The sequence below is a fragment of the Enterococcus sp. DIV0800 genome (assembly GCF_050559735.1).
Lineage (GTDB): Bacteria > Bacillota > Bacilli > Lactobacillales > Enterococcaceae > Enterococcus_A > Enterococcus_A devriesei.
Genome location: NZ_CP187898.1, coordinates 1,187,968 through 1,211,876, shown reverse-complemented (window position 1 = coordinate 1,211,876; position 23,909 = coordinate 1,187,968). Strand labels below are relative to the sequence as shown.

Sequence of the window (23,909 nt, the reverse complement as noted above, 5' to 3'; positions counted from 1 at the left end):
GCTATGGAAAGTCTCAGGCACAAAAAAAGAACGATGACCGCTCATCGCTCTAGTTCTTCGACAATTTAATGCAAAATAGCTTGATTGATAATGGCAACACCTTTTTCAAGTTCAGATTGGCTGATGGTTAATGGCGGTAATAAACGCAACACATTGCCACCGGCCTTAATCGCCAATAACTTTTCTTGCTTCAAGGTCTGGATCACTGCTTGTAAGGTCTCAGCTGAATCAAGCTGTACTCCCAGCATCAGTCCTTCACCCCGTACCTCCACTACTTTTTCTGATTCGCCTGTAAGTTTTGCTAATTCTGCCTTTAAAAAAGCACCTTTTGCTTTAACGTCCACTAAAAATTCCGGCTGATTGATCTGACTGACTACTGTCTCTGCTACCTTCATAGCGAGATTGTTGCCGCCAAAGGTCGTACCATGGGAGCCAGGACCGAAAGCTTCCGCTAGTTCTTTTTTCCCTAGCATTGCTCCCACTGGGATTCCATTAGCCAAAGCTTTTGCCAAGGTAATAATATCTGGTTCGATCTGATAGGCTTCAAAGGCATAAAAATTTCCGGTTCTGCCCATTCCTGTTTGAATCTCATCTATGATCAATAGGCTGCCATTGGCTTTACATAATTTCGCGACTGCCTGAAGCCATGCTTTTTCCGCCGGAATCACACCGCCTTCCCCTTGGATAACTTCTAGCATGACCGCCGCCACGTTTTCATCCAATAGTTCTTTTAATGCTTCAAGCTGGTTATATGGTACATAGTCAAAGCCTTCGACGATTGGAAAAAAACCTTGTTGCAATTGAGGTTGACCTGTCGCACTTAATGCGCCATAGGTCCGACCGTGAAAGGATTGCAAAAAACTAATGATTTTCGGACGCCCGGTGGCTTTTCGTGCCAGTTTAATAGCCGCTTCATTCGCTTCCGTCCCACTGTTACAGAAAAAAGCAAGATAATCCTTGCCCATCGTTAATTTTTCGGCGACGCTTTCCTGCAAGTGATTCGTATATAAATTAGAGCTGTGCCAGATTTTTTGTGACTGCTCATGTAACGCCTGCATCACTTTCGGATTTTTGTGTCCTAGATTGCTGACAGCGATCCCACTCATGAAATCTAAATAGGCTGTCCCGTTTTGATCATAGACATAACTACCTGATCCATCAACGAGATCAATCATATCTCTAACATAATTTGGAAATAAATAGCTCATGCGTAGACCGCCTCCTTTGTGATGATCGTACCTGCCGCTTCAATACAATTGGTGATATGAACTTGTTTAACACCATTTTCCAGAGAATCTACCGCACTATCGACTTTGGGGATCATGCCACCGGTAATGACGGCCTCCGCTTTTAATGCTTCCGCTTCTTCAATGGTGATTCTTTCCAGCCATTGATTTTGATACTTCACGCCAGGAACATCTGTTAATAAATACAAGGCTTCTGCATCAATGGCTTCCGCAATTTTGCAGGCCGCCGTATCGGCGTTGACATTTAACCATTGACCGTCTTTAGTGATTCCCAATGGTGCAACGATAGGAATGTATTGCTTCGCTAAGACATTCTCGATCGCTGCGGGATTAATTTCGGTAATTTCTCCCACAAAGCCTAATTTTCGCTGATCGATCACTTCTCCTTGGATCAGTTCGCCACAAGAAGCGTTTAGTCCGATCGTCGAAAAACCTTGCTGCTGAAAAAGGGTGGTAATGGTCGGCTGTACTTGCCCAATCAAGACCATCTGTGTGATTTTTAACGCTTGCTCAGTCGTGACCCGTAAACCATTTTTAATGACGACGGGAATATTCAGGCGATTCATCATTTCCGAGATATAATAGCCGCCGCCGTGAACGATGATGATCTCATGTCCCGATGCTTGCCAGTCTTTGATTTGATTAAAAAAACCTGTTGTTAGATTATCACTGGCGACGCCACCAATTTTAATGACTATTTTACCCATGATTATTCGCTCCTTAATTTGCTTGATTTAAGTATGGTACAATGCGTTCACTTCAACATATTTATAAGTCAAGTCACAGCCCCAAGCTTTGCCTTTGGCTTCTCCGATATTTAAATCCACCGTAATCAGGATTTTTTCTTTTTCCAGCGTTTGTTTCATCTCGGCTTCATCAAACTCCTGTGGTTGGCTGTGTTTTAATAATTTCTGCTGGCCGATCCACATATCGATTTTTTCAGGATCCGTTTGGGAACCGGCATAGCCTACCGCGCAAATGATCCGCCCCCAGTTTGGATCTTCACCAAACATCGCTGTCTTGACTAAACTTGAACCGACAACTTTTTTAGCGGCTAAGCGGGCATCACTTGGATTACTCGCTCCTACCACCTCAACTTCGATCAGTTTGGTCGCACCTTCGCCGTCCTTTGCGATCAGCTTGGCTAACGCTTCGCTAACCAGTTGAAACATTTCAACGAAGGTTTCGTAAGCAGGTGTATCTATTTCGATCATCGGGTTTTCCGCCAAGCCATTGGCTAGAACTAACACCATGTCATTGGTTGAAGTATCGCCGTCTACGGTAATTTGATTGAAGGTGGTCTCTGTTTTGTTAGCCAAGATCCCTTGCAATAATTCCGGTGAAATCTGTGCATCCGTAGTAATAAAAGCCAGCATCGTCGCCATGTTAGGATGAATCATCCCCGATCCTTTAGCAACCCCGGCCATCGTTACCGTTTGACCATTGATCTTAGCGGAAACAACAATTTCTTTGGTACTAGTATCGGTAGTCAAAATCGCTTCGTGAAAGTCATAAGGATTCGCTGTTGGCAAATCAATTTGTTTGATACCTTTTTCGATGATTTCCATCGGTAATTGTTTTCCAATCACTCCGGTAGAAGCCACTGCGACCGTTTCTTTAGGAACGGCCAATTGTTCAGCCGCTAGAGCTTGCATCGCTAAGGCATTTTCTGCTCCGATTTTACCGGTACAAGCATTGGCATAAGCCGAGTTAACAACGACTGCTTGGATCGTTGCATCAACCATGGCTTCTTTCGTAACAAAAATCGGTGCCGCCTTGACTTGATTCGTCGTATAAACCGCCGCTGCAGCCGCTGGGACGTCTGAATAGATCATGCCTAAATCCTTTTTAGTTTTTTTTAAGCCGCTATGTAAGCCCGCCGCGTGAAATCCTTTGGGGCTTGCAATCGTTCCTTCAATAATTTTCATCTAGTTCACTCCTCGAATAGTTTACGGATAGATTGGAATCATTTCCAACCCGGTCTTTTCATCCCAGCCCGCTAAATGGTTCAAATTTTGGACTGCTTGTCCTGCTGCGCCTTTGACTAAATTATCCAATACGGTAACAACCGTTATAATATTGGTGACCTCGTTATAAGCCACGCCAATGTCACAAAAGTTGGAGCCGATGATTTGTCGTAGATTTGGATAACTCTCTTGTTCTTGGATTCGGACAAAATATTTTTCTTGATAAAAGTCCTGATACAAGTGCCAGACGTCTTCTTGAGTCATTTTCTGACTGCTTCTGGCATAGCTTGTGATAAAAATTCCCCGAGTAACTGGAATCAATGATGTCGAGAACTGAATAGCAGGTACTTCTGCGTTCCATTTTTGCAACTGCTGCATAATCTCTGGAATGTGTTGATGACTATTCATTTTATACAAAGTCATATTTTCGTTACTGTTGACGAAATGACTAGACTCCGATAAATTTTTTCCCGCTCCTGATAGTCCTGATTTTGCATCAACAATAATCGAAGTCGGTTCAATTATTTTTTTTTGAACTAAAGGCGCTAAAGATAATAAGGTGCCTGTTGCGTAGCAGCCTGGATTGGCAATCAATTTAGACGCTGGCTTCCTGTAGAAATCAGCTAAGCCGTAATGAGCCGTTTGTAAAAAATCTGAAGGCGCACTTGAATTTTTATACCATTTTTCGTATTGCCCATCTGCTTTTAACCGGAAATCACCTGAAAGATCAATAACTGGAAAATCTGCTTCCACGAAAGCTGTGGCGATCTCCTTCGATATGCCTGAAGGTGTCGCGAAAAATACTAACTCGGTTTGCGCCATTATTTTTGCTGGATCGATTGGTTCTAAAGGAAGGCTTAATAGCTGTTTTAAATGCGGCAAATAGTCGTCGATTCCTTGACCATTTTGTGAATGGCTATGGATCGATACGATTTCCACCTTCGGATGCTGCAACAAAATACGGATCAATTCCACACCGCTGTATCCTGTCACCCCAATAATCGCTACCTTCATATTAATCCCTCCTTGCAACTGTCTAAAAATATGATTAGAAAACTACTATTTCAAATGATTATACGGTTTGATTTTATGCAAGTCAATGGTTTTTTATAAATTTATTCGGTAAATATTTAAAAAAATATGCAAAAAAAACAGTGTTGAACTCTCTTTTATACAATTTACTAAGAGTCCAACACTGCTTTATTCAGTTTTTATTTTTAAAACAATCCAATGGCGTTGCCTTTTTCATCCACATCCATGTTTAATGCCGCTGGTTTTTTCGGCAATCCCGGCATCGTCATGACGTCACCAGTTAATGCAACGATAAAGCCGGCACCGATTTTTGGTACAAATTCACGGATCGTCACATCGAAATCACTTGGCGCGCCAAGCTTCGTTGGATCATCTGACAATGAATATTGTGTTTTCGCCATACAAACTGGCAAACGATCCCAGCCGTATTTCTTAAAGCTGGCAAGCTGCTGCAAGGCTTTTTTACTATAAACCACTTCGGAGCCGCCGTAGATTTCTCGAACGATGGTCTCGACTTTTTCATTAAGATCATCATGATCGCGAGAAAAGATCGAATGGAAATTATTTTCTTCTGTCGCAATTGTTTCTACTATAGTATTCGCCAAATCAATCCCGCCGTCTGGTCCTTTTTCCCAGACACTCGCTAATTCAACTTTAACTTCCTCGTTGGCGCAAAGTTCTTTTAACAATTCAATCTCTTTTTCAGTGTCGCTGATGAATTGATTGATTGCTACTACAACTGGTAAACCATATTTACGCATATTGCGAATGTGCTTAGCTAAGTTGCTGAAGCCTGTTTTTAAGGCACTTAGGTTCTCAGCGCTTAAATCAGTTTTTGCAACCCCGCCGTGCATCTTTAAAGCCCGAATCGTAGCAACGATCACGACTGCATCTGGTGCCTTGCCTAAACTTGGCACCTTGATGTCTAAGAATTTTTCGCCACCTAGATCTGCGCCAAAACCGGCTTCAGTAACGACATAATCCCCACTATGAAGTGCGGCTCTGGTGGCTAAAATACTGTTACAGCCATGTGCGATATTCGCAAATGGTCCACCATGAACAAAGGCGGGTGTTTGATAAATCGTTTGAACTAGATTGGGTTTGATTGCGTCCTTCAAGACTAAAGCTAGGGCACCTTCAATTTTTAAATCTCCAACCGTAACTGGCTCACGATCAAAGGTGTAAGCGACAACGATGTTCGACAAACGTCGTTTTAAGTCATTAATGTCTGTTGCTAGACAAAGAATCGCCATGATCTCACTAGCTACTGTAATATCAAAGCCGTCTTCTCTCGGCACACCATTGATTGGACCGCCTAAGCCCACCGTAATATGGCGCAATTCACGATCATTTAAATCAACCACTCGTTTCCAAATTACACGACGAGCATCGATATTTAATTCATTGCCTTGGTGAATATGATTATCTAATAAGGCAGACAACGCATTGTTTGCGGTGGTAATCGCGTGCATGTCGCCGGTAAAATGCAAATTAATATCTTCCATTGGTAACACTTGGGCATAGCCGCCGCCAGTTGCTCCGCCTTTGATTCCCATTACAGGACCTAAGGAAGGTTCCCGAAGCGCGATTACTGTTTTTTTGCCAATTTTATTTAAGGCGTCTCCTAAGCCGATGGTTACTGTTGATTTTCCTTCACCGGCTGGGGTTGGATTGATCGAGGTGACTAGGATCAGTTTTCCTTCTGGATTTTTTTTCATTCGATCTAATGAGTCAAACTCGATTTTTGCTTTGTATTTTCCGTGAAGCTCGAGATCGTCAAAAGATAAATTGATTTTTTCAGCGATTTCCGTAATTGGTGCTAAAGAGGTTGCTTGTGAGATTTCGATATCTGATTTCATAATAACTCCCTTTCCCGAACGTTATTCAGAGAAATATACTTTTTTATTCGTTCAATAGTATTATAACGAATTTTTTTAAGAAAAACACTACTGAGAATCGGTAAACTCATTGATTCGCAATTTTTGTTTCCATCACGTATAATGAAACCAGCAATTGCAAAGGAGTGTTGCAGGATGAATAGCGGCATTGTTAAATGGTTCGATGAAAAAAAGGGTTACGGTTTTATTGACTATGAAGAGAATCAAGAAGTTTTTGTTCACTTCACTGCTATTGAAGAAGAGGGATTCAAAACATTGGATTCTGGTGACGAAGTTGAATTTGTAATTGTAGAGGGTGCCCGAGGTATGCAGGCTGCCCATGTTAAAAAGAAATAAACGAAAAGATCAGTCATGACTGATCTTTTCGTTTATTTCTTGCTTTATTTCGATCTCAGGGTAATACGACGAAAACGTAGCGACAAAAGATGTCTTGCGTTTTTTGGTCAGTCCTAAGTGGAAATTTGTTCCGCTTAGCCCTTTACGTTTAAGAACCACGCCATCTTTTCGAACAATTAAACAATCAATGTGTTCTCTAAGGATTGTTTCCCTTTTCCAAACTCTTGAAAAGCGAACCTTGATCTCTTTTTCGTTAATCAATAAATAGCGATGGAGCCCCATCACGGCGAAGAAAATAAAAAGCCCGATGATGATGTTCCCTTGTAAATAAGGATGAGTCTTTTCAAGGGTCAGAATCAAACCATAAAAAAGCACAATGAAGGTCAATGACCAGTAGATAATACTAATCGATAATTCCGGTTGCCAAAAATAACGTTTCTCATTCATTCATATACTCCTAGTCTTAGAAAAGTTTCACGAACTCGGTCGGCTTTTTTGCTTATGGCCGATAAAGCTTAGTTTGTGAAGCTGGATAATAAAAATTATCGTAATTACCTTTTCATCGCTAAAAAATTTTCTTTATCAACAAAAAGGATGGTCATCATGATAAAAGTTTTTACAGACGCCGCTAGCAATACCAAAAGAAGCGGAGGCGGCATCGTCATAATCGCTGAAGAGCAAAAACAATTAGCGCTACCACTGGTAGAAGCCGACAATCATCAAGCGGAGCTAGCGATTATTATCCATGCGCTGCATTATTTAATTGATCATCAGTTAAATGATCAAACGGTTTTTCTTTATTCCGATAGTAAAACTGCAATAAAAATTTTAGACCAAGGACAAACAAAAAACAAGCGATTCCTTCCATATTTATCAGAGTTTAATGAATTAGCGCCACAATTCCCCCTACTTCTCCTTCAGTGGATTCCTGAAGCGAAAAATAAGGGGGCGGACAATTTAGCTCGGCAAGGCCTGCAAAAAAAATTATAGGACCGGTGATAGCAAACGTGAAAAGCGTTGCTTGAAATTCAGCCAATGAGATTGATTGGCGATCATTTCATCGGTTAATAAAATACAATTTTCCATATCGGTTTCAAATATTTCTCTAAACTGCTTAGCAACTGCCGGATCATAAATGAAGCTGCTGACTTCAAAATTCAATTCATAGCTGCGAATATCTTGGTTGGTCGAGCCAAAAGTAGCCAGCTCGTCATCAACGACGATCGTTTTGGCATGAATAAAGCCATCGGTATAATGGTAAATTTTTACGCCTCGTTGATGTAAAAAGTTGGCATAATATTGCGTAGCCCGATAGATGAAAGGATGGTCCGGCATATTCGGCACCATGATGCGTACATCAATCCCTGAGCGAACGGCGATCAAAATCGCTGAAATCATCGTCTCATCCGGAACTAAATAGGGACTTTGGATCCAAACGCTTTTTTCAGCAGACATGATCAGACGCACAAATCCATCCTTGATGATCTGCTCTTCCGCCGAGTCTGGTCCGTCCGCCACGATTTGCATCGGCACGCCCTTTTTGATTTCTTTTTCAGGCAGCACAAAGTATTCCGGAAAATAAGCCATCCGGTCTTCTTTATTAGCCACCGACGCATTCCAATCGCGAATAAAAATTTCCTGTAATGTAAAACTGGCGGTACCCTCGATTCTTCCGTGAGTATCACGCCAGCGCCCGAAACGTTCCGACTCACCTAAATACTGATCCCCCACATTGAAGCCACCGGTCCAACCAATCTGACCGTCAATTACCACGATCTTTCGATGCAAATGGTAGTTCAAACGTGTTTTGGCCAAAATATTTTTGGACGTAATGAAAGGCGTCACTTTTCCGCCATTTTTAATCAATGTTTCAAAAAACTTTCGATTGGTTTTAGGCGAACCCCACGGATCATAAATCATCCGTACTTCCACACCTTCAGCTGCTTTTTTTTCAAGGATACGCAAGAAGCGATTTCCAATACGATCATTAAAAAAAGCATAATACTCTACGTGAATATTACTTTCCGCGGCTTCTAAGTCAATAAACAACCGTTCAAACTTATCTTTTCCGTCTAAAAAGAATTCCAGCTCATTGCGAATCGCTAAAGGCGACTCGTCTAAATTTTGAAAGAATTTTACTAAAGCTTTCGCCGTGGGATAAAGCTGGTCTGGTTCATTGTAATCCACATGCTGATTGTCTTGGCGGATCATTTCATTGATTTCTTTTACTCGTTTTTCATCTTCTTGCTCAAAACGATACATCGTTTCCCCATCGATCCCACGTCCACAAAAGGCATAAATTAAAAAGCCAATCACAGGTAAAAAGATCAAGGTCAATAACCATGCCCAGATCGTTGTAATATTTCTAGGCTTTCTGAAAACCGTAATAATTGCACCAATCGCATTGGCGATAAATATGAATAAGATAATTTGTTCAATAATTCCCAAATGGTCCCCTCTTTTCAACTAATTTTCTCATTTTGATTATACCGAAAGTCGAGACGCTTTAAAAGAAACACGCTGTCTTAGAGCAAATAAAAAAACAGCGTCTCGCTGAAGTTATCGCAGACACTAGCTTTCTAGTTAGTTGCGGGTTCCTCGCTTGACACTGTTTTTTTATTTTTAAATTACGCTAGCCAGTTGGCTACTTCTGCTAAGGCAGCAGACAAACCTGCTGGATTTTTCCCGCCGGCTTGGGCCATATCTGGACGGCCGCCACCGCCGCCGCCAACTTTTGGCGCGATTGCTTTGATTAAGTCTCCTGCTTTTAAGCCTTTTTCATTAGCTGTTGGACTCATAGCTGCTAAAAGATTGACCTTTTCTCCTTGGACCGTGCCAAGAACTAAAACATCAGATAAAGCTTTTTGTTTCCATTGATCGGCTAATTGACGTAATTGGTTCATGTCTTTTACATTGACTTGAGCTGTGATCACAGTCGTTCCGTTGATTTCCTTCACATCTTTAAAGACGTCGCCAGCTTGTTGATTGGCTAATTTGGTTGCTAGTTGCTCATTTTCTTTTTGTAATTCACGTAATTGCTGTTGCAATTGTTCAGTCTTGCTGACGACTTCTTTGATTTGTGGAGATTTCACGATTTGCGCGACTTGGATCAGTTGTTCTTCTTCTTCACGAAACGCTTCATAGGCTTCTTTTCCTGTTAGCGCTTCGATCCGCCGAACACCAGCACCGATGCCTGATTCAGAAACAATCTTGAATAAGCCGATATCTTCCGTATTCGCTACATGGGTTCCCCCACACAATTCGATTGACCAGTCGCCAATGTTAACTACACGAACATCATGACCGTATTTCTCGCCGAACAATGCCATCGCACCCATATTTTTGGCGGTGTCAATATCGGTTTCAATCGTTACGACTGGAATAGCTTCCCAGATTTTTTGATTGACGATTTTTTCCATTTCTTTTAACTCAGCGGCTGTGACTTGACCGAAATGCGTAAAGTCAAAACGTAAATGTTTGTCCGTCACTAATGAACCCGCTTGGTTCGCGTGATCGCCTAACACTTCTTTCAAGGCTTTATGCAAGACGTGGGTCGCAGTGTGATTTTTGATGACTTTATTACGGAAAGCCGCGTTAACTTGTAAGAAATAGTTTTCGCCTTCTTTTAATGAAGCAAGCACTTCTACTGTGTGCAAGGCTTGACCATTAGGCGCTTTTTGGACATCTACGACATTGGCGATGATTTTACCGGATTGATCAACAATCATGCCAATATCAGCGATTTGTCCCCCCATTTCTGCATAGAAAGGCGTTTCAGCAAAAATTAATTGTGCTTCGCCTTCTGACACTTCAGCGACGATCCCGTTATCTTGTATCACCACAAGTAGTTCGCTTTCGTTTTCTAAATGTTCATAGCCGACAAATTTGCTGGCCACTTTGATGTCACCTAATAAAGCCGTTTGAACGCCCATAGATTTCTCAGTGGTTCGAGCTGCCCGCGCCCGTTCTTTTTGTGCTTCCATTTCGACTTCAAAGCCTTCGTGGTCAACTTTCAAACCTTCATCTTCGGCAACTTCTTCCGTCAATTCAACTGGGAAGCCGAATGTATCATATAACTTAAAGATCGTTTTCCCATTCAAGGTTGTTTCATTATGATCCTTTAATTCAGCCAAGACGTCATTTAACATCGTTAAGCCATCGTTAATCGTTTCATGGAAACGTTCTTCTTCAGTGCGAACAACTTTTTCAATGAACGCTTCTTGCTGTTTGACTTCGGGATAATAGCTCACCATGATTTCACCCACCACAGGAACTAATTTATACAAGAAGGCTTGATCGATGCCTAATTTTTTGCCATGCATAACTGCGCGGCGTAATAAACGGCGCAACACATAGCCCCGACCTTCATTAGAAGGCAAGGCCCCGTCACCAATCGCAAAGGCTAATGAACGAATATGATCAGCGATTACTTTAAATGAAATATCTAATTGTTTATCAACACCATATTTTTTGCTGCTTAATTCCTCAACTTTGCCTATGATTGGTAAGAATAAATCTGTTTCAAAGTTGGTTGGTGCGTCTTGAATGATTGAGACCATCCGTTCAAGTCCCATGCCCGTATCAATATTTTGATGTGGCAATGGTTCGTAGGTTCCTTGTGGTGTATGGTTGAATTCTGAGAATACGAGATTCCAGATTTCCAAGTAGCGTTCGTTCTCACCACCAGGATAATTTTCCGGATCGTCTTCAGCTAGATCGTTAAAAGATTCTCCTCGGTCATAAAAGATTTCTGAGTCGGGACCACTTGGGCCAGCGCCTAAATCCCAGAAATTGTCTTCGATTTCAACGACATGATCCGCTGGAATACCAACTTCTTCTAGCCAAATCCGTTTTGCTTCTTTGTCTTCTGGGTAGACGGTGACATATAATTTATCTGGATCAAAGCCGATCCATTCTGGTGATGTCAAAAATTCCCAGGCCCATTCAATGGCTTTGACTTTGAAATAATCACCGATTGAGAAGTTTCCTAGCATTTCAAACATTGTATGGTGACGCGCTGTTTTTCCGACATTTTCAATATCGTTGGTACGAATTGATTTTTGCGCATTGGCGATCCGTGGATTTTCCGGTACCACACTCCCATCAAAGTATTTTTTCATGGTAGCAACACCAGAGTTGATCCATAATAAGGTTGGGTCATTAACTGGGACTAATGACGCACTTGGTTCGATCATATGGTCCTTCGTCTTAAAAAAATCCAAAAACATTTGGCGCACTTCAGCGCTTGATAATTTTTTCATCTATTTCTCCTCTTTTCTCAAAAAAATAAAAAACTACCACTGCAGTCAAGGACGAAAACTCGCGGTACCACCTTGATTGCAATGATAGTTTGATCATTACCTCTTCAGCTCGTTAACGCTGAGCAGCGTTGATTTTTCAATCAAAACGTTTGGGAGCAATTTATTTTTCGCCACGTGCAGCTTTCAGCAACCGTGCACTTTCTGTGGAAGCGTAAAGAATAAACCATATCCTGTTAAGAGTATAGAAAAAACTCTGACAAAAGTCAAACTAGACTTTGATTAAGATTGCTTTGCGGTATAAATACTCGCTTGGCGCTAAAACTTTTTCATGCAGCAGCATCGTATCATTCGCAAAGTAAGTCGCAAGTGGCAAGAAATCAACGATCGGGATTCCCACTTGATTCTTTTTATTCCGTAGCTTTAAGACACCGGGGTCTTCTGTGATCTCAAAGCGTTCCATTGACGTATCAAAAAACAAACCGAACATATTGGCCTGCTCCATCATTTTGCGAACATTTTTTCCGCGATAGGGATCATTGATGTTTAGATCATTGCCCCAACGGAATAACCGGCGGCTACCAGCACCATTTACGTATTCCCACTGATCCTCCGTCAATAGATCAAAGTTCTTTTTACGAATTTTCTTTCGCAAGCTGGAATAAGTGTGGTTCTCGTGACTAAAGACGTGGTAGTAATCACTGTTAGGAACCATTTCAATATACCAGCGATCTTCCTTCAAAACATTTTTCGGGAAAGACCAGACCATACTTTCTTCAGCTGTTAAAGTCGGAAACAGCACGTCTTTAATTTCTTGTTCAAAGGCTGAAAATTGATCGGCCTCTCCTTCAAAACTGCCCGTCACCGCATCGTAAACGCCTAAATAGCTAGTACCAGCCGGTAACGCATGTCGCTGAACAAACATTGGTGGGATTTGGACTTTCCGCAAATTGGTGGTCTTATCATTGATCAGTTCACCTAACGAATCCACATCAAAAAAATTATATTGTCCACGCAGTTCTTCAGGGATCGTAATCTCTTGTGAATTAGGTGCCGTCTCTAATAATGACAGTCCTTTTGTTCCGAGATTCCATCCTAAGATGGCATCTTTGTTTCCAGGAATAAAAACAAATTCTTCTTCATCGAAGGTTAATTGAAACGTTTGACATTTAATACCATATAATTCAAAATCCTTTAGCTCAATATCCGAGATTTTCATTAAAGGATTTACAAAATGTAGCAATAACTGGCTTAACAGCGTCCGCTTTTCTTTCGGTGTTAAGCGTTTCCAATAGGACCAGTCTAATTGATCTAATAAGTTCATAAAACTTTCTGCCTCCTCCAACACTACTATGGTAGAATTATACCATTATCAGCATGAAATGAGGAAAAAGATGAGGGAAATTTTCGGATCTGAGCTAGCTACGCAAGCGGCGGCCTTTTATTTACGTTATCAAGTCTTTGTTTTAGAACAAGGAATTTTACCAGAGTTGGAATTCGATGCATTGGATACGCCGAATCGACGCTATATTGTCCTTTTTGATGGAAATTTGCCGGTGGCAACCGCCCGCTTTCAAACGATTAATAAAACCACTTTGAATCCTGATCGCTTATGTGTTGCTGAAGAATTTCGTCAGCAAGGATTAGGGAAAAAAATTTTAGTAATGTTGGAAAAACTTGGCGTTGCTGAAGGCTGTGAGACTTCCCTGCTTTCAGCTGAAGTCAGCGCACAAATTTTTTACGAAAAACTTGGGTATCAGGTCGTGTCCGACATTTTTGAAGAAGATGGGATTTCCTGCGTAAAAATGCAAAAAGCTCTAGCTGCCGACGAATAGTCGCACTAGAGCTTTTTAGCTTATGAATTCGAACGTTTTTTATTTTTCCGTGCGCCGCGTTCTTCTTGACGCCGGGTTTGACGACGCTTTTGTTTATTTGATTCTGAGATTGCGCGATCTATTTTCTTTTTGTAACCAGGTTTGATTTTTTTCTTCGATTTTTTGACCAAACCAATCAAAGTAGGATCTAATTCATCTTTTGATTTTTCACGTTTCTTCCGACGGTTGCGGTCATAGGTATCAATAATTTCGTCATTTTTGATTTCCTTTGGTTGGAACGTTACACCAAGATTCTCGATTAAGTTGACGCTGTTTTCATCACTTGGACTATAAAGCGTAATCGCAGTCCCCGACATCCCATTACGGCCGGTCCGTCCGACACGGTGGATAAAGAAATCTAAATCTTGTGGAATCTCGGCGTTAATCACATGAGAAACCCCTTCGATATCAATCCCGCGGGCAGCTAGATCGGTTGCAACTACATATTGATATTCCAAATTTTGAACTTGGCGCATAACTCGTTTACGTTCACGTGGTGAAATGTCTCCGTGAATTTTCGCAACCTTCAAGCCTTGCGCTTTCAGGTAGCCGCTGATTTCATCAACGTGCTGTTTGGTATTAGCAAAAACAATCGCTAAATAAGGATGACCCACTGTTAATAATTGATAGATCAAACGGTTGCGATCTTTTCCCTTAGTGGAGATCAACCAATTTTCAATCGTATCCGAGATGACTGCTTTTGACTTGATTTCTTCCATCACTGGATTTTCCATATATTTTAATAGGAAAGGACGTAATTTTTCTGGGATGGTCGCTGAAAAGACCAGCATTTGTAAATGTTTAGGCAAACGACCAGCGATTTGATCGACTTCATGCAGGAACCCCATATCAAGCGTCATGTCAGCTTCATCGACGACAAAATATTGCGCTGTGTGCACTTTCAAAGCCTGCTCGTTCATCATGTCTAAAATGCGTCCCGGCGTACCGATGACTACATGAGGCTGATGACTAGTTAATTTATCGAGCTGACGTTGCTTATCGGTCCCTCCGACAAAATTCGATACGCGAATCTCCGTTGGTGAAAATTCTGCGATTTGGCTGGCTGCTTGATAAATTTGAGCAGCTAACTCCCGGCTTGGTGCAGTAATCAACACTTGCACCTCGTCTTTTGTGCCATCGATCTTATCCATCAATGGCAATAAGAAAGTATGAGTCTTACCAGAACCAGTCTGAGATTGACCGATCACATTTTTTCCTTTTTTAATTAAAGGAATCAATTTTTCTTGAACCTCTGTGGGCTCGGTAAAACCTTTATCCTTGATGGCTTCAAGAATAAATGGTTGGAAATTAAATGATTCAAACGTTCGCATGTTATACCTCTTTCTTTAGCGTACTAATCGTATACGTGTGGCTTGCTTTGTCATGGAATAGGCGGTTTTTTCTCCTTATGAGAGCATACAATAAGTTGAATAGAAATAAAAGCAAAATTCCTAAACTAAGTAGCCCAAAAGTGACATAAGCAATAAAAACAGTGTGGTTGGTCGTTGTCAGATGGGTCAAAGTAAATTGGAAAATCATTAAAAGGCCATATAAAAGAAAATAAAGCGCGCTGTAGCGTTTGACCAAACTGCTGAAGCGGATATGGTCCCGCCCATTTTCCGTTACTTGAATCCGTACGACTTTCTTGCCGATTGTCTGACCATTCCAGAAATACATCAGGATCATAAAATAAATGATTACTTCAAGTACCAGACTGACAAATGGATAGCTTAGCAAATCATTCAGTCTAGTTGGTAAGCTGCTTGAAAAAAAGCTCAAAATCGTGCTGACAAAACTAATAACGAGCCAATCGATTACTAAAGCCACCAACCGGCGTAATAGTGTCACTCGTTGCCCTTTTTCCAAAGATTCAGAGTCCAATTCATTTCTGGTTGGTAAAAAGAAGGTAAAGAGCGGCGCGCAAACAAAACCTAAAGTTCCACCGATCGTATTATGCAACAAATCGTTTACATCAAATAGACGATATGGTCTCGGATAAATAAAATACAAACCGCTCAGCTGGGTTAGCTCGAAAAAGAGTGACAAACAAAAGCTTGCCAAGATTGTTTTACCGATCGAACATTTGAAATAATAGCGGCAATAGATCCCAAAAGGAAACAACAAAAAAATATTAAAGACCGGCTCTAAAAAGACGCTTTGCTTCATCGCAGGTAGATACGTGCTAGGATGATTAAGTTGGAGTACTGTTTGGCTGATAAAGTTATGCCAGGATTGGAATAAGTGTAATTCGTAGCGCGGGCTGGTCAATTGCGCCACGGCACTGATGCTTGGCAGCGGTAAGATCACTAAATAATAAGCACATAATAAATAGAAGACAAAGGAGTACAAGATTAAGCTTCGGAGTTTGCCTAATTGTCCATACTTCCGATAATAATAAATTAAAAAAGGTGCAGCAATCAGCATGGCTAAAAATGGAAAAGTCAGCACCGCTGCTTTAATTGGAAAAATATAACTGTTCATGTAATTCCCTCATTCGTTATAGTCATTGAAACAGATGGTGATAATAAAGAGTTTTGAAAAGTTGTGGTAAAATAAATGCAGTATCTACAAAATAAAGTTCATTGATAAAAAATTCATGGAGGTCATTCTAAATGCTAAATCCCCTTTTTGCCTTTGGCGTTCCGGCAGCACTATTAGTCGCTTACGCTGTTTTTTTCTTTTTCAAAAAAGCAAAACAAAAAGAATATCGACGGTTTGTTTTAACTTTGATATCCGTCTTTTTAACGACTTTTAGCTATCAAGTTTACAATTATAGCCAAACGGTCATCAAACTTAGCACGCCAGATAGCTTCGAAAAAAGCTTTGGCTATAGCCAAGGACGTTTAATCGTACCCTTCATTTTAGGTGCTATTTTAACAGTCATCAATGTTTATTATCTGTTTCGTCAATTTAGAAAAAAAGAATAACAGGCAGCCTGTTATTCTTCTAAGCTAAAGAATTTGATTTCAACATTATCTAACAATTTCAATGTATTTAAATCTAAACGAACCCACTCTTTAGAGGCCGCAAGATATTGATTATTTTCAAAACTGATTTCAATCTCATTCAAAAGCTGCTCGGGACTACTAAAAGCACGGTTGTCTTTTTCCAGCAGCACAGTAACGAGAGCAGGATTTTCGATTAGAAAATAATCCGCTTGATACTTATATAAAATAATTTGATAGGTTTTACTTTTTAGTTCGCAACGAATCGCGAACAATCCTTCAGATAAATTGGATAGTTTTCTAGCAACTTCTTTGGGACTCAATATTTCTTGATGCAACATGTTTAGAGTTCCTCCTAACCATTGACTATTATAGGAGAAAAATGTTATGACAGAAAGTATAATGCTTTATTGTTGTTAAATTCTCAAATTTTCTTTTAAATCTAACTGCAACTGACTTATATGTTCCACTCTTCATAAAACCTTTTTAAAAACTCTTCCATAAACACCTTTCGCTTCTCTGCTTCTTCTTTACCAGCCTCAGTATTCATCGTTTCAGGTAGCTTAAACAATTTCTCATAAAAATGATTAATCACGGTACTTTTTTCCCGATAGGCTTGTTTCGTTGTAAAATTTTTAGGCGAAATATTCGGGTCGTACAACGGACTTTCAGTGTGTCCACCGTAATAAGCAGTACGCAAAATACCGATCGCACCTAAGGCATCGATGCGATCCGCATCTTGAACGATTTGACCGGCTGAAGATAGTTGCGCCTTGCCAGCCTCAAGCTCCTTAGAATAAGAAAGGTTCTCAATAATATAAAAGATTTCTTTTATTTCGCCGTCAGAAAGACCTAGCTCCGTTAAGAAGACACGGAGCTCCGTTGCTTCTGCTGCAACATCTGCAACCACCTTGTCATCAATCACATCGTGAAGATAACTAGCCGCTACAATGATCAACTGCTCATTTACCTCTTCTTGCTCAGCCAATTTACTAGCAATCTTAGCTACCCGCTCTACATGATAAAAGTCATGCCCGCTACGGTCGCCGCCTAATTTTTCTTTGGCGTACTGACGAATCATGTCCAGCTTATTCTGCATCATTACGCGGCTTTCTTGGAGGCCGCTCACCCCAATATTGGAATAAGTCCGTTCTGATCGCACCATTGTACAATTTTCTTTTCTTCGTCGCTTTTGCACCATAAAATTCTTCAAAGGTTAGGTCGCTGGTTAAAATATATTTGCTCCAAGTTTTCAACGGACGGAAAACCTCGCCCATCTCTTTATACAAAACTCGAACCTGCTCTTCTTCTCCCAAACGTTCGCCATATGGTGGATTCGCTACGATCACACCGTAGTCCTTTTCTGTTTTGAAATCTTTCACCGCCCGTTGCTTGAATTGGATTGAATCCCCTAAACCAATTTCTTCTGCATTAGCTTGTGCAATTTCAACCATCCGACCATTGATATCCGAACCAGCAATATCTAATACGACATCATAATCAGCAGCTTCATCTGCTGCTGCACGTACCTTTTCAAACACTTGCGGATCAAACCATTCCCAATCCTCACAGGCAAATCCGCGATTAAAACCAGGGGCAATATTATGGCCGATTAAAGCGGCTTCGATACACAAGGTTCCAGACCCACAAACGGGATCATAGAATGGTCGATCTTTGCGCCAATTTGTCAGCATCACTAAGGCTGCCGCCATATTTTCTTTTAATGGCGCCCCGCCCTTTTCTAACCGGTACCCGCGTTTAAACAAGCTTGGTCCAGTCGTGTCTAACGTCAAAACGACATGATCTTTCAACAACGCGACTTCTAGTTGGAACAGAGCACCTGTTTCCGCTAATGGTACACGGGCTGGTCGATGATAGACCTCCCGTAACCGTTCAACGATCGCTTTTTTCGTGATGGCTTGGCAATCTGGAACGCTGTATAATTTCGATTTGATTGAACGTCCAGCTACTGGAAACTCGGCATCCAAAGGTAAAACATCTTCCCAAGGAATCGCTTTGACCTTTTCGAACAATTCATCAAACGTATAGGCATCAAATTCGCCAACAATGATTTTCACTCGGTCCGCGGTCCGCAACCATAAATTTGCCGTAGCAATTGTTTCCTGATCTCCTTTAAAGCGGGCCCGTCCATTTTCAACTTGGCAATCAATCCCTAGATCTCTCAATTCTTTGCCAACCAGCGCTTCAATACCTGCCGCTGCAGTGGCAATTAAGTTATATTGTTTTTCCATAATAGCTCCTTTTTTACTACCATATAATAGCTCATTCTATTTTAAACGAACAGTTGCATTTGTCGAATAAGTTTTACTCGATATGAAATTATTTTCAAGCTCTATTTGAATTGTTCAGATAGTGGCTCAGCTTTTCAAAACCGTGAAAAATGATTCTGATCTTCGCTTCGCATACGATGAGGCTAAACAACGTGTTCATAATGATTGATCGCCACTCATCCGAAATACACTGCGAAAAGCCTCATTCACAGGCGACTCAACCTGTATGAATGGCTAAATTTTTGACAAAAATTTAGCCTTATCTTCGTCGACATATCATCCAACTATGAAAATTACTCAAGAACAAGCAATTTATTTCACTTGTCTGCCGCATAAACTGCGAAAAGTTAGACTAAGAAAGGCTTTCGCGAACTCGCTCAGCTTTTGAGCAATAAGACCAAACTTTTGATAAATGACTGAGAAACACAAAGTTTTAACTTTGATGTTGAACAGTTCCTACTTGGTGCTGCGCAAATCTCGAAATCGTTTTGCTTATTGCCGATAAAGCTAGCTCGTGAAGCCGGACATGAATATGCCTGCTGCAAAGCGATTTATTCATATGCAAATTTTATACTTTCTTCATAGTTGACAAAAAAACCTTCACAACAAAGTTGGAAGGTTCCCTGAATTGCTGCAATTTTTTGTAAGCCATGTTTTGTACGTTGAACTACTCAGGGTAGTGAGAACAACGTGGTAATCATCTATCTCCGGCAAAAATGCCGTCTCTTTCATCGTTCATTTCCTTAGAAAAAGCGCCCCTACCATTGTTTGGGTTGCTCGCTCGAGGGGTTTACCGCGTTCCACCATTTTGATTTCTCAAAATGCTTCGTCACTGTGGCACTTTCAAGAATACTCAAGCATAGATTGCTCCTTAGCCCTTTTTTCTGCCGTTACTTCAAAAGAAGTACCTTAGCTTATGGTTTCGCTAAGCACGAACACTACAGACATCGCAGTCTGTGCGAGCATGGACTTTCCTCAGCCTGCGTAATGCAAACCGCGATCACCAAAAAATTGCATCATTTAATTAGAATTGACGAGTTTTTTCAATATCACTTTCGTCTTGTGTGTAGTTTTGGCTAAAATCAGTTGATGCAGCATTGTTTGCTGATTGCTGATCTAATTTCTTGCCGAAAACTTCTCTTTCAAGATTTGATAAACGTTTCAGAATGTCAAAGTTCGTAACCGCTGAACTCTTTGGAGCTGCTTCTTTCACACGTGTAGCAGTTGGTTGTGCTTTTGATAACTGTTCAACTTTTGCTTTCAGACGATCATTTTCTTCTTTTAACGTTAATATTTCTTTGTTATAAGCTTCATAATCTTTGATTACATTGTCCAAAAATTCGTCAACTTCGATTGGATCGTAGCCACGCATTTTTGTTTTAAATTCTTGCTCCAAAATGTCGTTAGGAGTATAGATTACATTCGCCATTTTTCCACCTCATTAGCTCTTAACTTAATTTACTTTCCTATATATTCTAGCTGATATATCTAAGGAAATCAAACACTATCCCCAAGTTCTGAGGAATTTTCTAAATCATCCATCGTGATTGTAAGTAAATCGTAAGAATTTTTTAATTGGTATTTTTCAACATCCCCTAAGAAAAATTTACTTTTACCAGGATACTCAGTATCATATACTACTAAGGCGGCATCCGTATGCTCTAATAAGAAACTTACATGATTTTTAAATTGTCCAGGATTTTGATAGGGGTGATGGCTAACTGACTCAACAAAATCAGCCCTTTGAACGAGCTCGCTTAAAATTAATTGATTTTGTTCTTTCCAGTTACTTCCAAAGTTTTCAAATGGAAAAATAATCGCTAGGCGCAGCTCTGGATAATCGACCTTTAACTCATTGACTACCTGGCCGGTCCAAGCTTCTGTTCCCAGACTACCACTGATCATGACCCATTCAAGACCGTTTTCAATCAACGCCGTCAATTCTCTTTTTAAAACATTCTTAATTACTTGCACCCGTGGGTCTTTGTCGTTAAAAATTCCCAATTCATAGCTTTGATATCCAGTGACGTACAGGCGCTTGATGGTTTCATTCATTTTTTTTCCTTACTTTCACTTAAAATTAAAATATCTTGCAAAAAAATTTGATATAATAGCAAACAGGAGTGTGATAAAGATGGCCTTCTATTATCCTAATGGTCAATTATTTTCACAAAAAAATCCGCGAGAACCTTCATTAAAAAAAGAAACGACGTTTGCTAATCGCGGTATGCGCTTTGAAGAAGCCATCAATCAAAGCAACGAATACTATATTACTCATGATAAGGCAGTTGTTCATAAAAAGCCAACGCCGCTTCAGATTGTCAAAGTCGATTATCCTAAACGGAGTGCTGCGGTGATCCGCGAAGCCTACTTCCGACAACCCTCCACAACGGATTACAACGGCGTCTATCGTGGGTACTATTTGGATTTTGAAGCGAAAGAAACCAAAAACAAAACTTCTTTTCCGCTGAAAAATTTTCATCAGCATCAAATCACCCATATGGAGCAATGCTTAAAGCAGGAAGCGGTCTGTTTTGTCTTATTGTGGTTTTCTAGCTTAAATCGTTGTTTTTTTCTTTCTGCTGAAAAAATGATCACCTATTGGCAGGAACAGGAAACTGGCAGAAAATCAATACCGCTAGAAATAATCGAATCAGTTGGTATCGAGATTACGCCGCAAATCGCACCAAGGATTCCGTACTTAACTGCGGTGGAACAATATCTTGAAAAAAGGAGTTAATCAAATGGCTAAGCCCTCTCGTTCGCAGAAAAATTCGCGAACCACTCAAGGAAAGAAAACTCAACCAAAAATGAAAAAGAACCGACACATAGGTTTAAAAATTATGATTGCCATCGTTGGGTTTCTTTGTCTCGCCCTTTTAAGCGGCATTGGCATCTTTTTCTATTACGTGAAGGATGCACCTGATTTGTCTGAAAAGAAATTAGATGCAACTGTTTCTTCAAAACTTTTTGACATTGATGGCAATGAGTTTGAAGATTTAGGTGCAGAGAAGCGGGAAAAAATTGCGGCGGACAAAATACCACAAGAATTAGATGACGCGATTGTCTCTGTCGAAGATCGTCGCTTCTTTAAACACAACGGCGTTGACCCTGTACGAATCTTAGGATCAGCATTGCACAATATCACGAATAAAGGTGGGCTTCAAGGTGGTAGTACCTTAACTCAACAACTGGTTAAACTTTCCTTTTTCTCTACAAAAGCCTCTGATCAGACACTGCGCCGGAAAGCTCAAGAAGCTTGGCTGGCGATTCAACTTGAAAAGAAATATTCAAAACAAGAAGTTTTAACCTATTACATCAATAAAGTTTACATGGCCAACGGGCTTTATGGCATGGAAACAGCGGCAGAAAGTTATTTTGGAAAAGAACTCCAACACCTTTCCATCGCTCAAACCGCGTTACTAGCTGGTATGCCGCAAGCGCCGAATTCATATGATCCTTATAAACATCCGGAAGCGGCAAAAGAACGTCGTGATACTGTTCTTTACACTATGCTGAATAATAAAAAAATCTCACAAGAAGATTATGATACAGCGACAAAAGAACCAATTGATCAAGGATTATTGCCTTTACAAACCGATAATCAAGAACGCAAAGTTGCAGATAATTATGTTAAAGAAGTGATTGCTCAAGTAGAAGCAAAAACTGGCAAAAATGTTTATACCGATGGTTTAGATATCTACACAAATCTGGATACGGACGCTCAAAATAAATTATATTCCATCGTAAATGGTGATGAATACGTTCAATACCCCGATGAGGACATGCAAGTTGCTGCGACACTCGTGGATAGTAAAACCGGACGTGTCACCGCCCAAATTGGTGGCCGAAACATTGCTGACGACGTTTACTTAGGGATGAATCGAGCGGTTAATACAAACCGTGACTTCGGTTCTACGGTTAAACCGATTACCGATTACGGCCCAATGTTTGAATATGAACAAAAATCAACAGGAACCATGATTGATGATGCCCCTTACTTATACCCTGGAACAAAAAACGAGGTAAAAAACTGGGATCTTACCTATCAAGGTCGAATTACGTATCGTCAAGCGCTCTATGATTCACGGAATGTACCAGCAGTTAAAATTTTCAATGAAGTTGGCGCGGAAAATGCCGCGAAGTTTTTGAAAAAATTAGGTATTCAATACAAAGACATTCAACAATCCAATGCGATCTCAAGTAATACTGAAACGCAAGATGGTACAAAATACGGAATCTCCACCGAAAAGATGGCTGCAGCTTACGCCGCCTTTGCCAATGGCGGAACCTATAATGAACCGCTTTATATCAATAAAATAAAATATCAAGATGGCTCAGAACAAACCTTTGAAAACAAAGGCGAAAAAGCGATGGAGCCCTACACTGCTTATATGATCACTGATATCCTAAAAGACGTTATCTTGAAAGGAACTGGGACTTATGCCCAGATCCCGAATCTATTCCAAGCGGGTAAAACGGGAACGTCCAATTATACCGACGATGAATTAGCCAAGATCCCCCATTCAGGATCGATCTCGCCGGATGTCATGTTTACCGGCTATACACCACATTATTCTTTATCCATTTGGACAGGCTATGACAAACGGATGACACCAATCACCGATGCCTCATCAAATATTGCACAAGATGTTTACCGCGAGTTGATGAGCTATATATCTGAAAATGTTCCGAATGATGATTGGGTAATGCCGGATGATGTAATTCGAAACCGGAACGAGCTTTATGTCAAGGGATCATCAGCGGTTCCGACACAGCCAAGCTATTCAAGTCAAAGTTCTTATTACAATAACAATACATCTTATAATCAATACACAACTCCAAGTAGTAGTTCTCAAGTACAGCCAAGTGTTCCTGAGTCTTCTACTGTAGCTCCAACACCAACGCCTTCAAGCAGCAGTGAGGTAACACCGGCTCCAACGCCGACACCTTCTTCCTCTGCGGCACCGGAGCCGTCTGAACCTTCTTCGAGTCAAGCACCTCCGACGCCAGAAGAAAGCGAGGCTCCTCCATCAAGTAATTAAAAAAACAGTCTTCAAT

At 40.7% G+C, this 23,909-nt stretch carries 22 protein-coding genes and 1 other RNA gene; 6 read left to right on the top strand and 17 right to left on the bottom strand.

What is annotated here, in order from left to right; translation table 11 throughout:
- Positions 1 to 65 precede the first annotated feature (65 nt).
- The 5 genes from IGI54_RS05925 to IGI54_RS05905 form a co-directional block, all read right to left on the bottom strand.
- Positions 66 to 1,208 (bottom strand): acetylornithine transaminase, encoded by a 1,143-nt coding sequence (locus tag IGI54_RS05925; RefSeq protein WP_430621443.1) that lies wholly within the window; start codon positions 1,206 to 1,208, stop codon positions 66 to 68.
- On the bottom strand, positions 1,205 to 1,954 hold the full coding sequence (argB, locus tag IGI54_RS05920) for an acetylglutamate kinase (RefSeq protein ID WP_430621442.1): 750 nt from the start codon (positions 1,952 to 1,954) through the stop codon (positions 1,205 to 1,207). The genes IGI54_RS05925 and argB overlap by 4 nt, the downstream gene beginning before the upstream one ends.
- A 27-nt stretch (positions 1,955 to 1,981) precedes the next feature.
- A complete protein-coding gene (gene argJ / locus IGI54_RS05915; protein ID WP_430621441.1) occupies positions 1,982 to 3,175 on the bottom strand; it encodes a bifunctional glutamate N-acetyltransferase/amino-acid acetyltransferase ArgJ in 1,194 nt (397 codons plus the stop codon).
- A 21-nt stretch (positions 3,176 to 3,196) separates the two neighbouring features.
- Positions 3,197 to 4,228, bottom strand: a complete 1,032-nt coding sequence (gene argC, locus IGI54_RS05910; RefSeq protein ID WP_430621440.1) for an N-acetyl-gamma-glutamyl-phosphate reductase — start codon at positions 4,226 to 4,228, stop codon at positions 3,197 to 3,199.
- Between the two features lie 203 nt (positions 4,229 to 4,431).
- Positions 4,432 to 6,105, bottom strand: a complete 1,674-nt coding sequence (locus IGI54_RS05905) for a formate--tetrahydrofolate ligase (protein ID WP_430621439.1) — start codon at positions 6,103 to 6,105, stop codon at positions 4,432 to 4,434.
- A gap of 174 nt (positions 6,106 to 6,279) precedes the next feature.
- On the opposite strand from IGI54_RS05905, the gene IGI54_RS05900 reads away from it, so the two are divergent.
- A complete protein-coding gene (locus IGI54_RS05900) occupies positions 6,280 to 6,480 on the top strand; it encodes a cold-shock protein (RefSeq protein ID WP_071861345.1) in 201 nt (66 codons plus the stop codon).
- A gap of 9 nt (positions 6,481 to 6,489) precedes the next feature.
- On the opposite strand, the gene IGI54_RS05895 is transcribed toward IGI54_RS05900, so the two are convergent.
- On the bottom strand, positions 6,490 to 6,927 hold the full coding sequence (locus IGI54_RS05895) for an EbsA family protein (RefSeq protein ID WP_430621438.1): 438 nt from the start codon (positions 6,925 to 6,927) through the stop codon (positions 6,490 to 6,492).
- 156 nt (positions 6,928 to 7,083) lie between these two features.
- Between IGI54_RS05895 and IGI54_RS05890 the strand changes: the two genes are divergently transcribed.
- Complete coding sequence (locus IGI54_RS05890) at positions 7,084 to 7,470, top strand: ribonuclease HI family protein (protein ID WP_071861343.1); 387 nt, start codon at positions 7,084 to 7,086, stop codon at positions 7,468 to 7,470.
- Here the strand turns inward: IGI54_RS05890 and cls are convergent.
- The 3 genes from cls to IGI54_RS05875 form a co-directional block, all read right to left on the bottom strand.
- Complete coding sequence (cls, locus tag IGI54_RS05885) at positions 7,465 to 8,928, bottom strand: cardiolipin synthase (RefSeq protein WP_430621437.1); 1,464 nt, start codon at positions 8,926 to 8,928, stop codon at positions 7,465 to 7,467. The two genes, IGI54_RS05890 and cls, sit on opposite strands and share 6 nt — an antisense overlap.
- 179 nt (positions 8,929 to 9,107) lie before the next feature.
- Positions 9,108 to 11,741: an alanine--tRNA ligase gene (alaS, locus tag IGI54_RS05880; protein ID WP_430621436.1), complete on the bottom strand. Its 2,634-nt coding sequence runs from the start codon at positions 11,739 to 11,741 to the stop codon at positions 9,108 to 9,110.
- Between the two features lie 268 nt (positions 11,742 to 12,009).
- Positions 12,010 to 13,062 (bottom strand): DUF7278 family profilin-like fold-containing protein, encoded by a 1,053-nt coding sequence (locus IGI54_RS05875; protein ID WP_216429259.1) that lies wholly within the window; start codon positions 13,060 to 13,062, stop codon positions 12,010 to 12,012.
- Positions 13,063 to 13,132: 70 nt separating this feature from the next.
- On the opposite strand from IGI54_RS05875, the gene IGI54_RS05870 reads away from it, so the two are divergent.
- Positions 13,133 to 13,573, top strand: a complete 441-nt coding sequence (locus tag IGI54_RS05870) for a GNAT family N-acetyltransferase (RefSeq protein WP_430621435.1) — start codon at positions 13,133 to 13,135, stop codon at positions 13,571 to 13,573.
- 20 nt (positions 13,574 to 13,593) lie between these two features.
- Here IGI54_RS05870 and IGI54_RS05865 read toward each other — a convergent pair whose 3' ends face one another.
- Positions 13,594 to 14,943, bottom strand: a complete 1,350-nt coding sequence (locus IGI54_RS05865) for a DEAD/DEAH box helicase (protein WP_216429262.1) — start codon at positions 14,941 to 14,943, stop codon at positions 13,594 to 13,596.
- 1 nt (position 14,944) lies between these two features.
- Complete coding sequence (locus IGI54_RS05860; protein WP_430621434.1) at positions 14,945 to 16,093, bottom strand: VanZ family protein; 1,149 nt, start codon at positions 16,091 to 16,093, stop codon at positions 14,945 to 14,947.
- Positions 16,094 to 16,224: 131 nt separating this feature from the next.
- On the opposite strand from IGI54_RS05860, the gene IGI54_RS05855 reads away from it, so the two are divergent.
- Positions 16,225 to 16,539: a hypothetical protein gene (locus tag IGI54_RS05855; protein WP_071861336.1), complete on the top strand. Its 315-nt coding sequence runs from the start codon at positions 16,225 to 16,227 to the stop codon at positions 16,537 to 16,539.
- Between the two features lie 11 nt (positions 16,540 to 16,550).
- Here the strand turns inward: IGI54_RS05855 and IGI54_RS05850 are convergent, their stop codons facing one another.
- The 6 genes from IGI54_RS05850 to IGI54_RS05825 all read right to left on the bottom strand — a co-directional run bounded on the left by IGI54_RS05850 (position 16,551) and on the right by IGI54_RS05825 (position 20,903).
- Complete coding sequence (locus IGI54_RS05850; protein ID WP_071861335.1) at positions 16,551 to 16,898, bottom strand: hypothetical protein; 348 nt, start codon at positions 16,896 to 16,898, stop codon at positions 16,551 to 16,553.
- A 116-nt stretch (positions 16,899 to 17,014) separates the two neighbouring features.
- Positions 17,015 to 17,656 carry an HD domain-containing protein gene (locus IGI54_RS05845; protein WP_430621478.1) on the bottom strand — a complete coding sequence of 214 codons (642 nt, stop codon included), beginning with the start codon at positions 17,654 to 17,656 and terminating at the stop codon, positions 17,015 to 17,017.
- Complete coding sequence (locus IGI54_RS05840) at positions 17,646 to 18,809, bottom strand: THUMP domain-containing class I SAM-dependent RNA methyltransferase (RefSeq protein ID WP_430621433.1); 1,164 nt, start codon at positions 18,807 to 18,809, stop codon at positions 17,646 to 17,648. Before IGI54_RS05840 ends, IGI54_RS05845 begins: the two co-directional genes overlap by 11 nt.
- 678 nt (positions 18,810 to 19,487) lie before the next feature.
- An RNA gene (gene rnpB, locus IGI54_RS05835) (RNase P RNA component class B) lies at positions 19,488 to 19,860 on the bottom strand.
- Positions 19,861 to 19,872: 12 nt separating this feature from the next.
- Entirely contained in the window at positions 19,873 to 20,277 is a 405-nt protein-coding gene (gpsB, locus tag IGI54_RS05830) for a cell division regulator GpsB (protein WP_071861333.1), read from the bottom strand.
- 68 nt (positions 20,278 to 20,345) lie between these two features.
- Positions 20,346 to 20,903 carry a DUF1273 domain-containing protein gene (locus IGI54_RS05825; RefSeq protein ID WP_430621432.1) on the bottom strand — a complete coding sequence of 186 codons (558 nt, stop codon included), beginning with the start codon at positions 20,901 to 20,903 and terminating at the stop codon, positions 20,346 to 20,348.
- 79 nt (positions 20,904 to 20,982) lie between these two features.
- Between IGI54_RS05825 and recU the strand changes: the two genes are divergently transcribed.
- Positions 20,983 to 21,588: a Holliday junction resolvase RecU gene (recU, locus tag IGI54_RS05820; protein ID WP_216429272.1), complete on the top strand. Its 606-nt coding sequence runs from the start codon at positions 20,983 to 20,985 to the stop codon at positions 21,586 to 21,588.
- 4 nt (positions 21,589 to 21,592) lie between these two features.
- A complete protein-coding gene (locus IGI54_RS05815; protein WP_430621431.1) occupies positions 21,593 to 23,893 on the top strand; it encodes a PBP1A family penicillin-binding protein in 2,301 nt (766 codons plus the stop codon).
- Positions 23,894 to 23,909 lie beyond the last annotated feature (16 nt).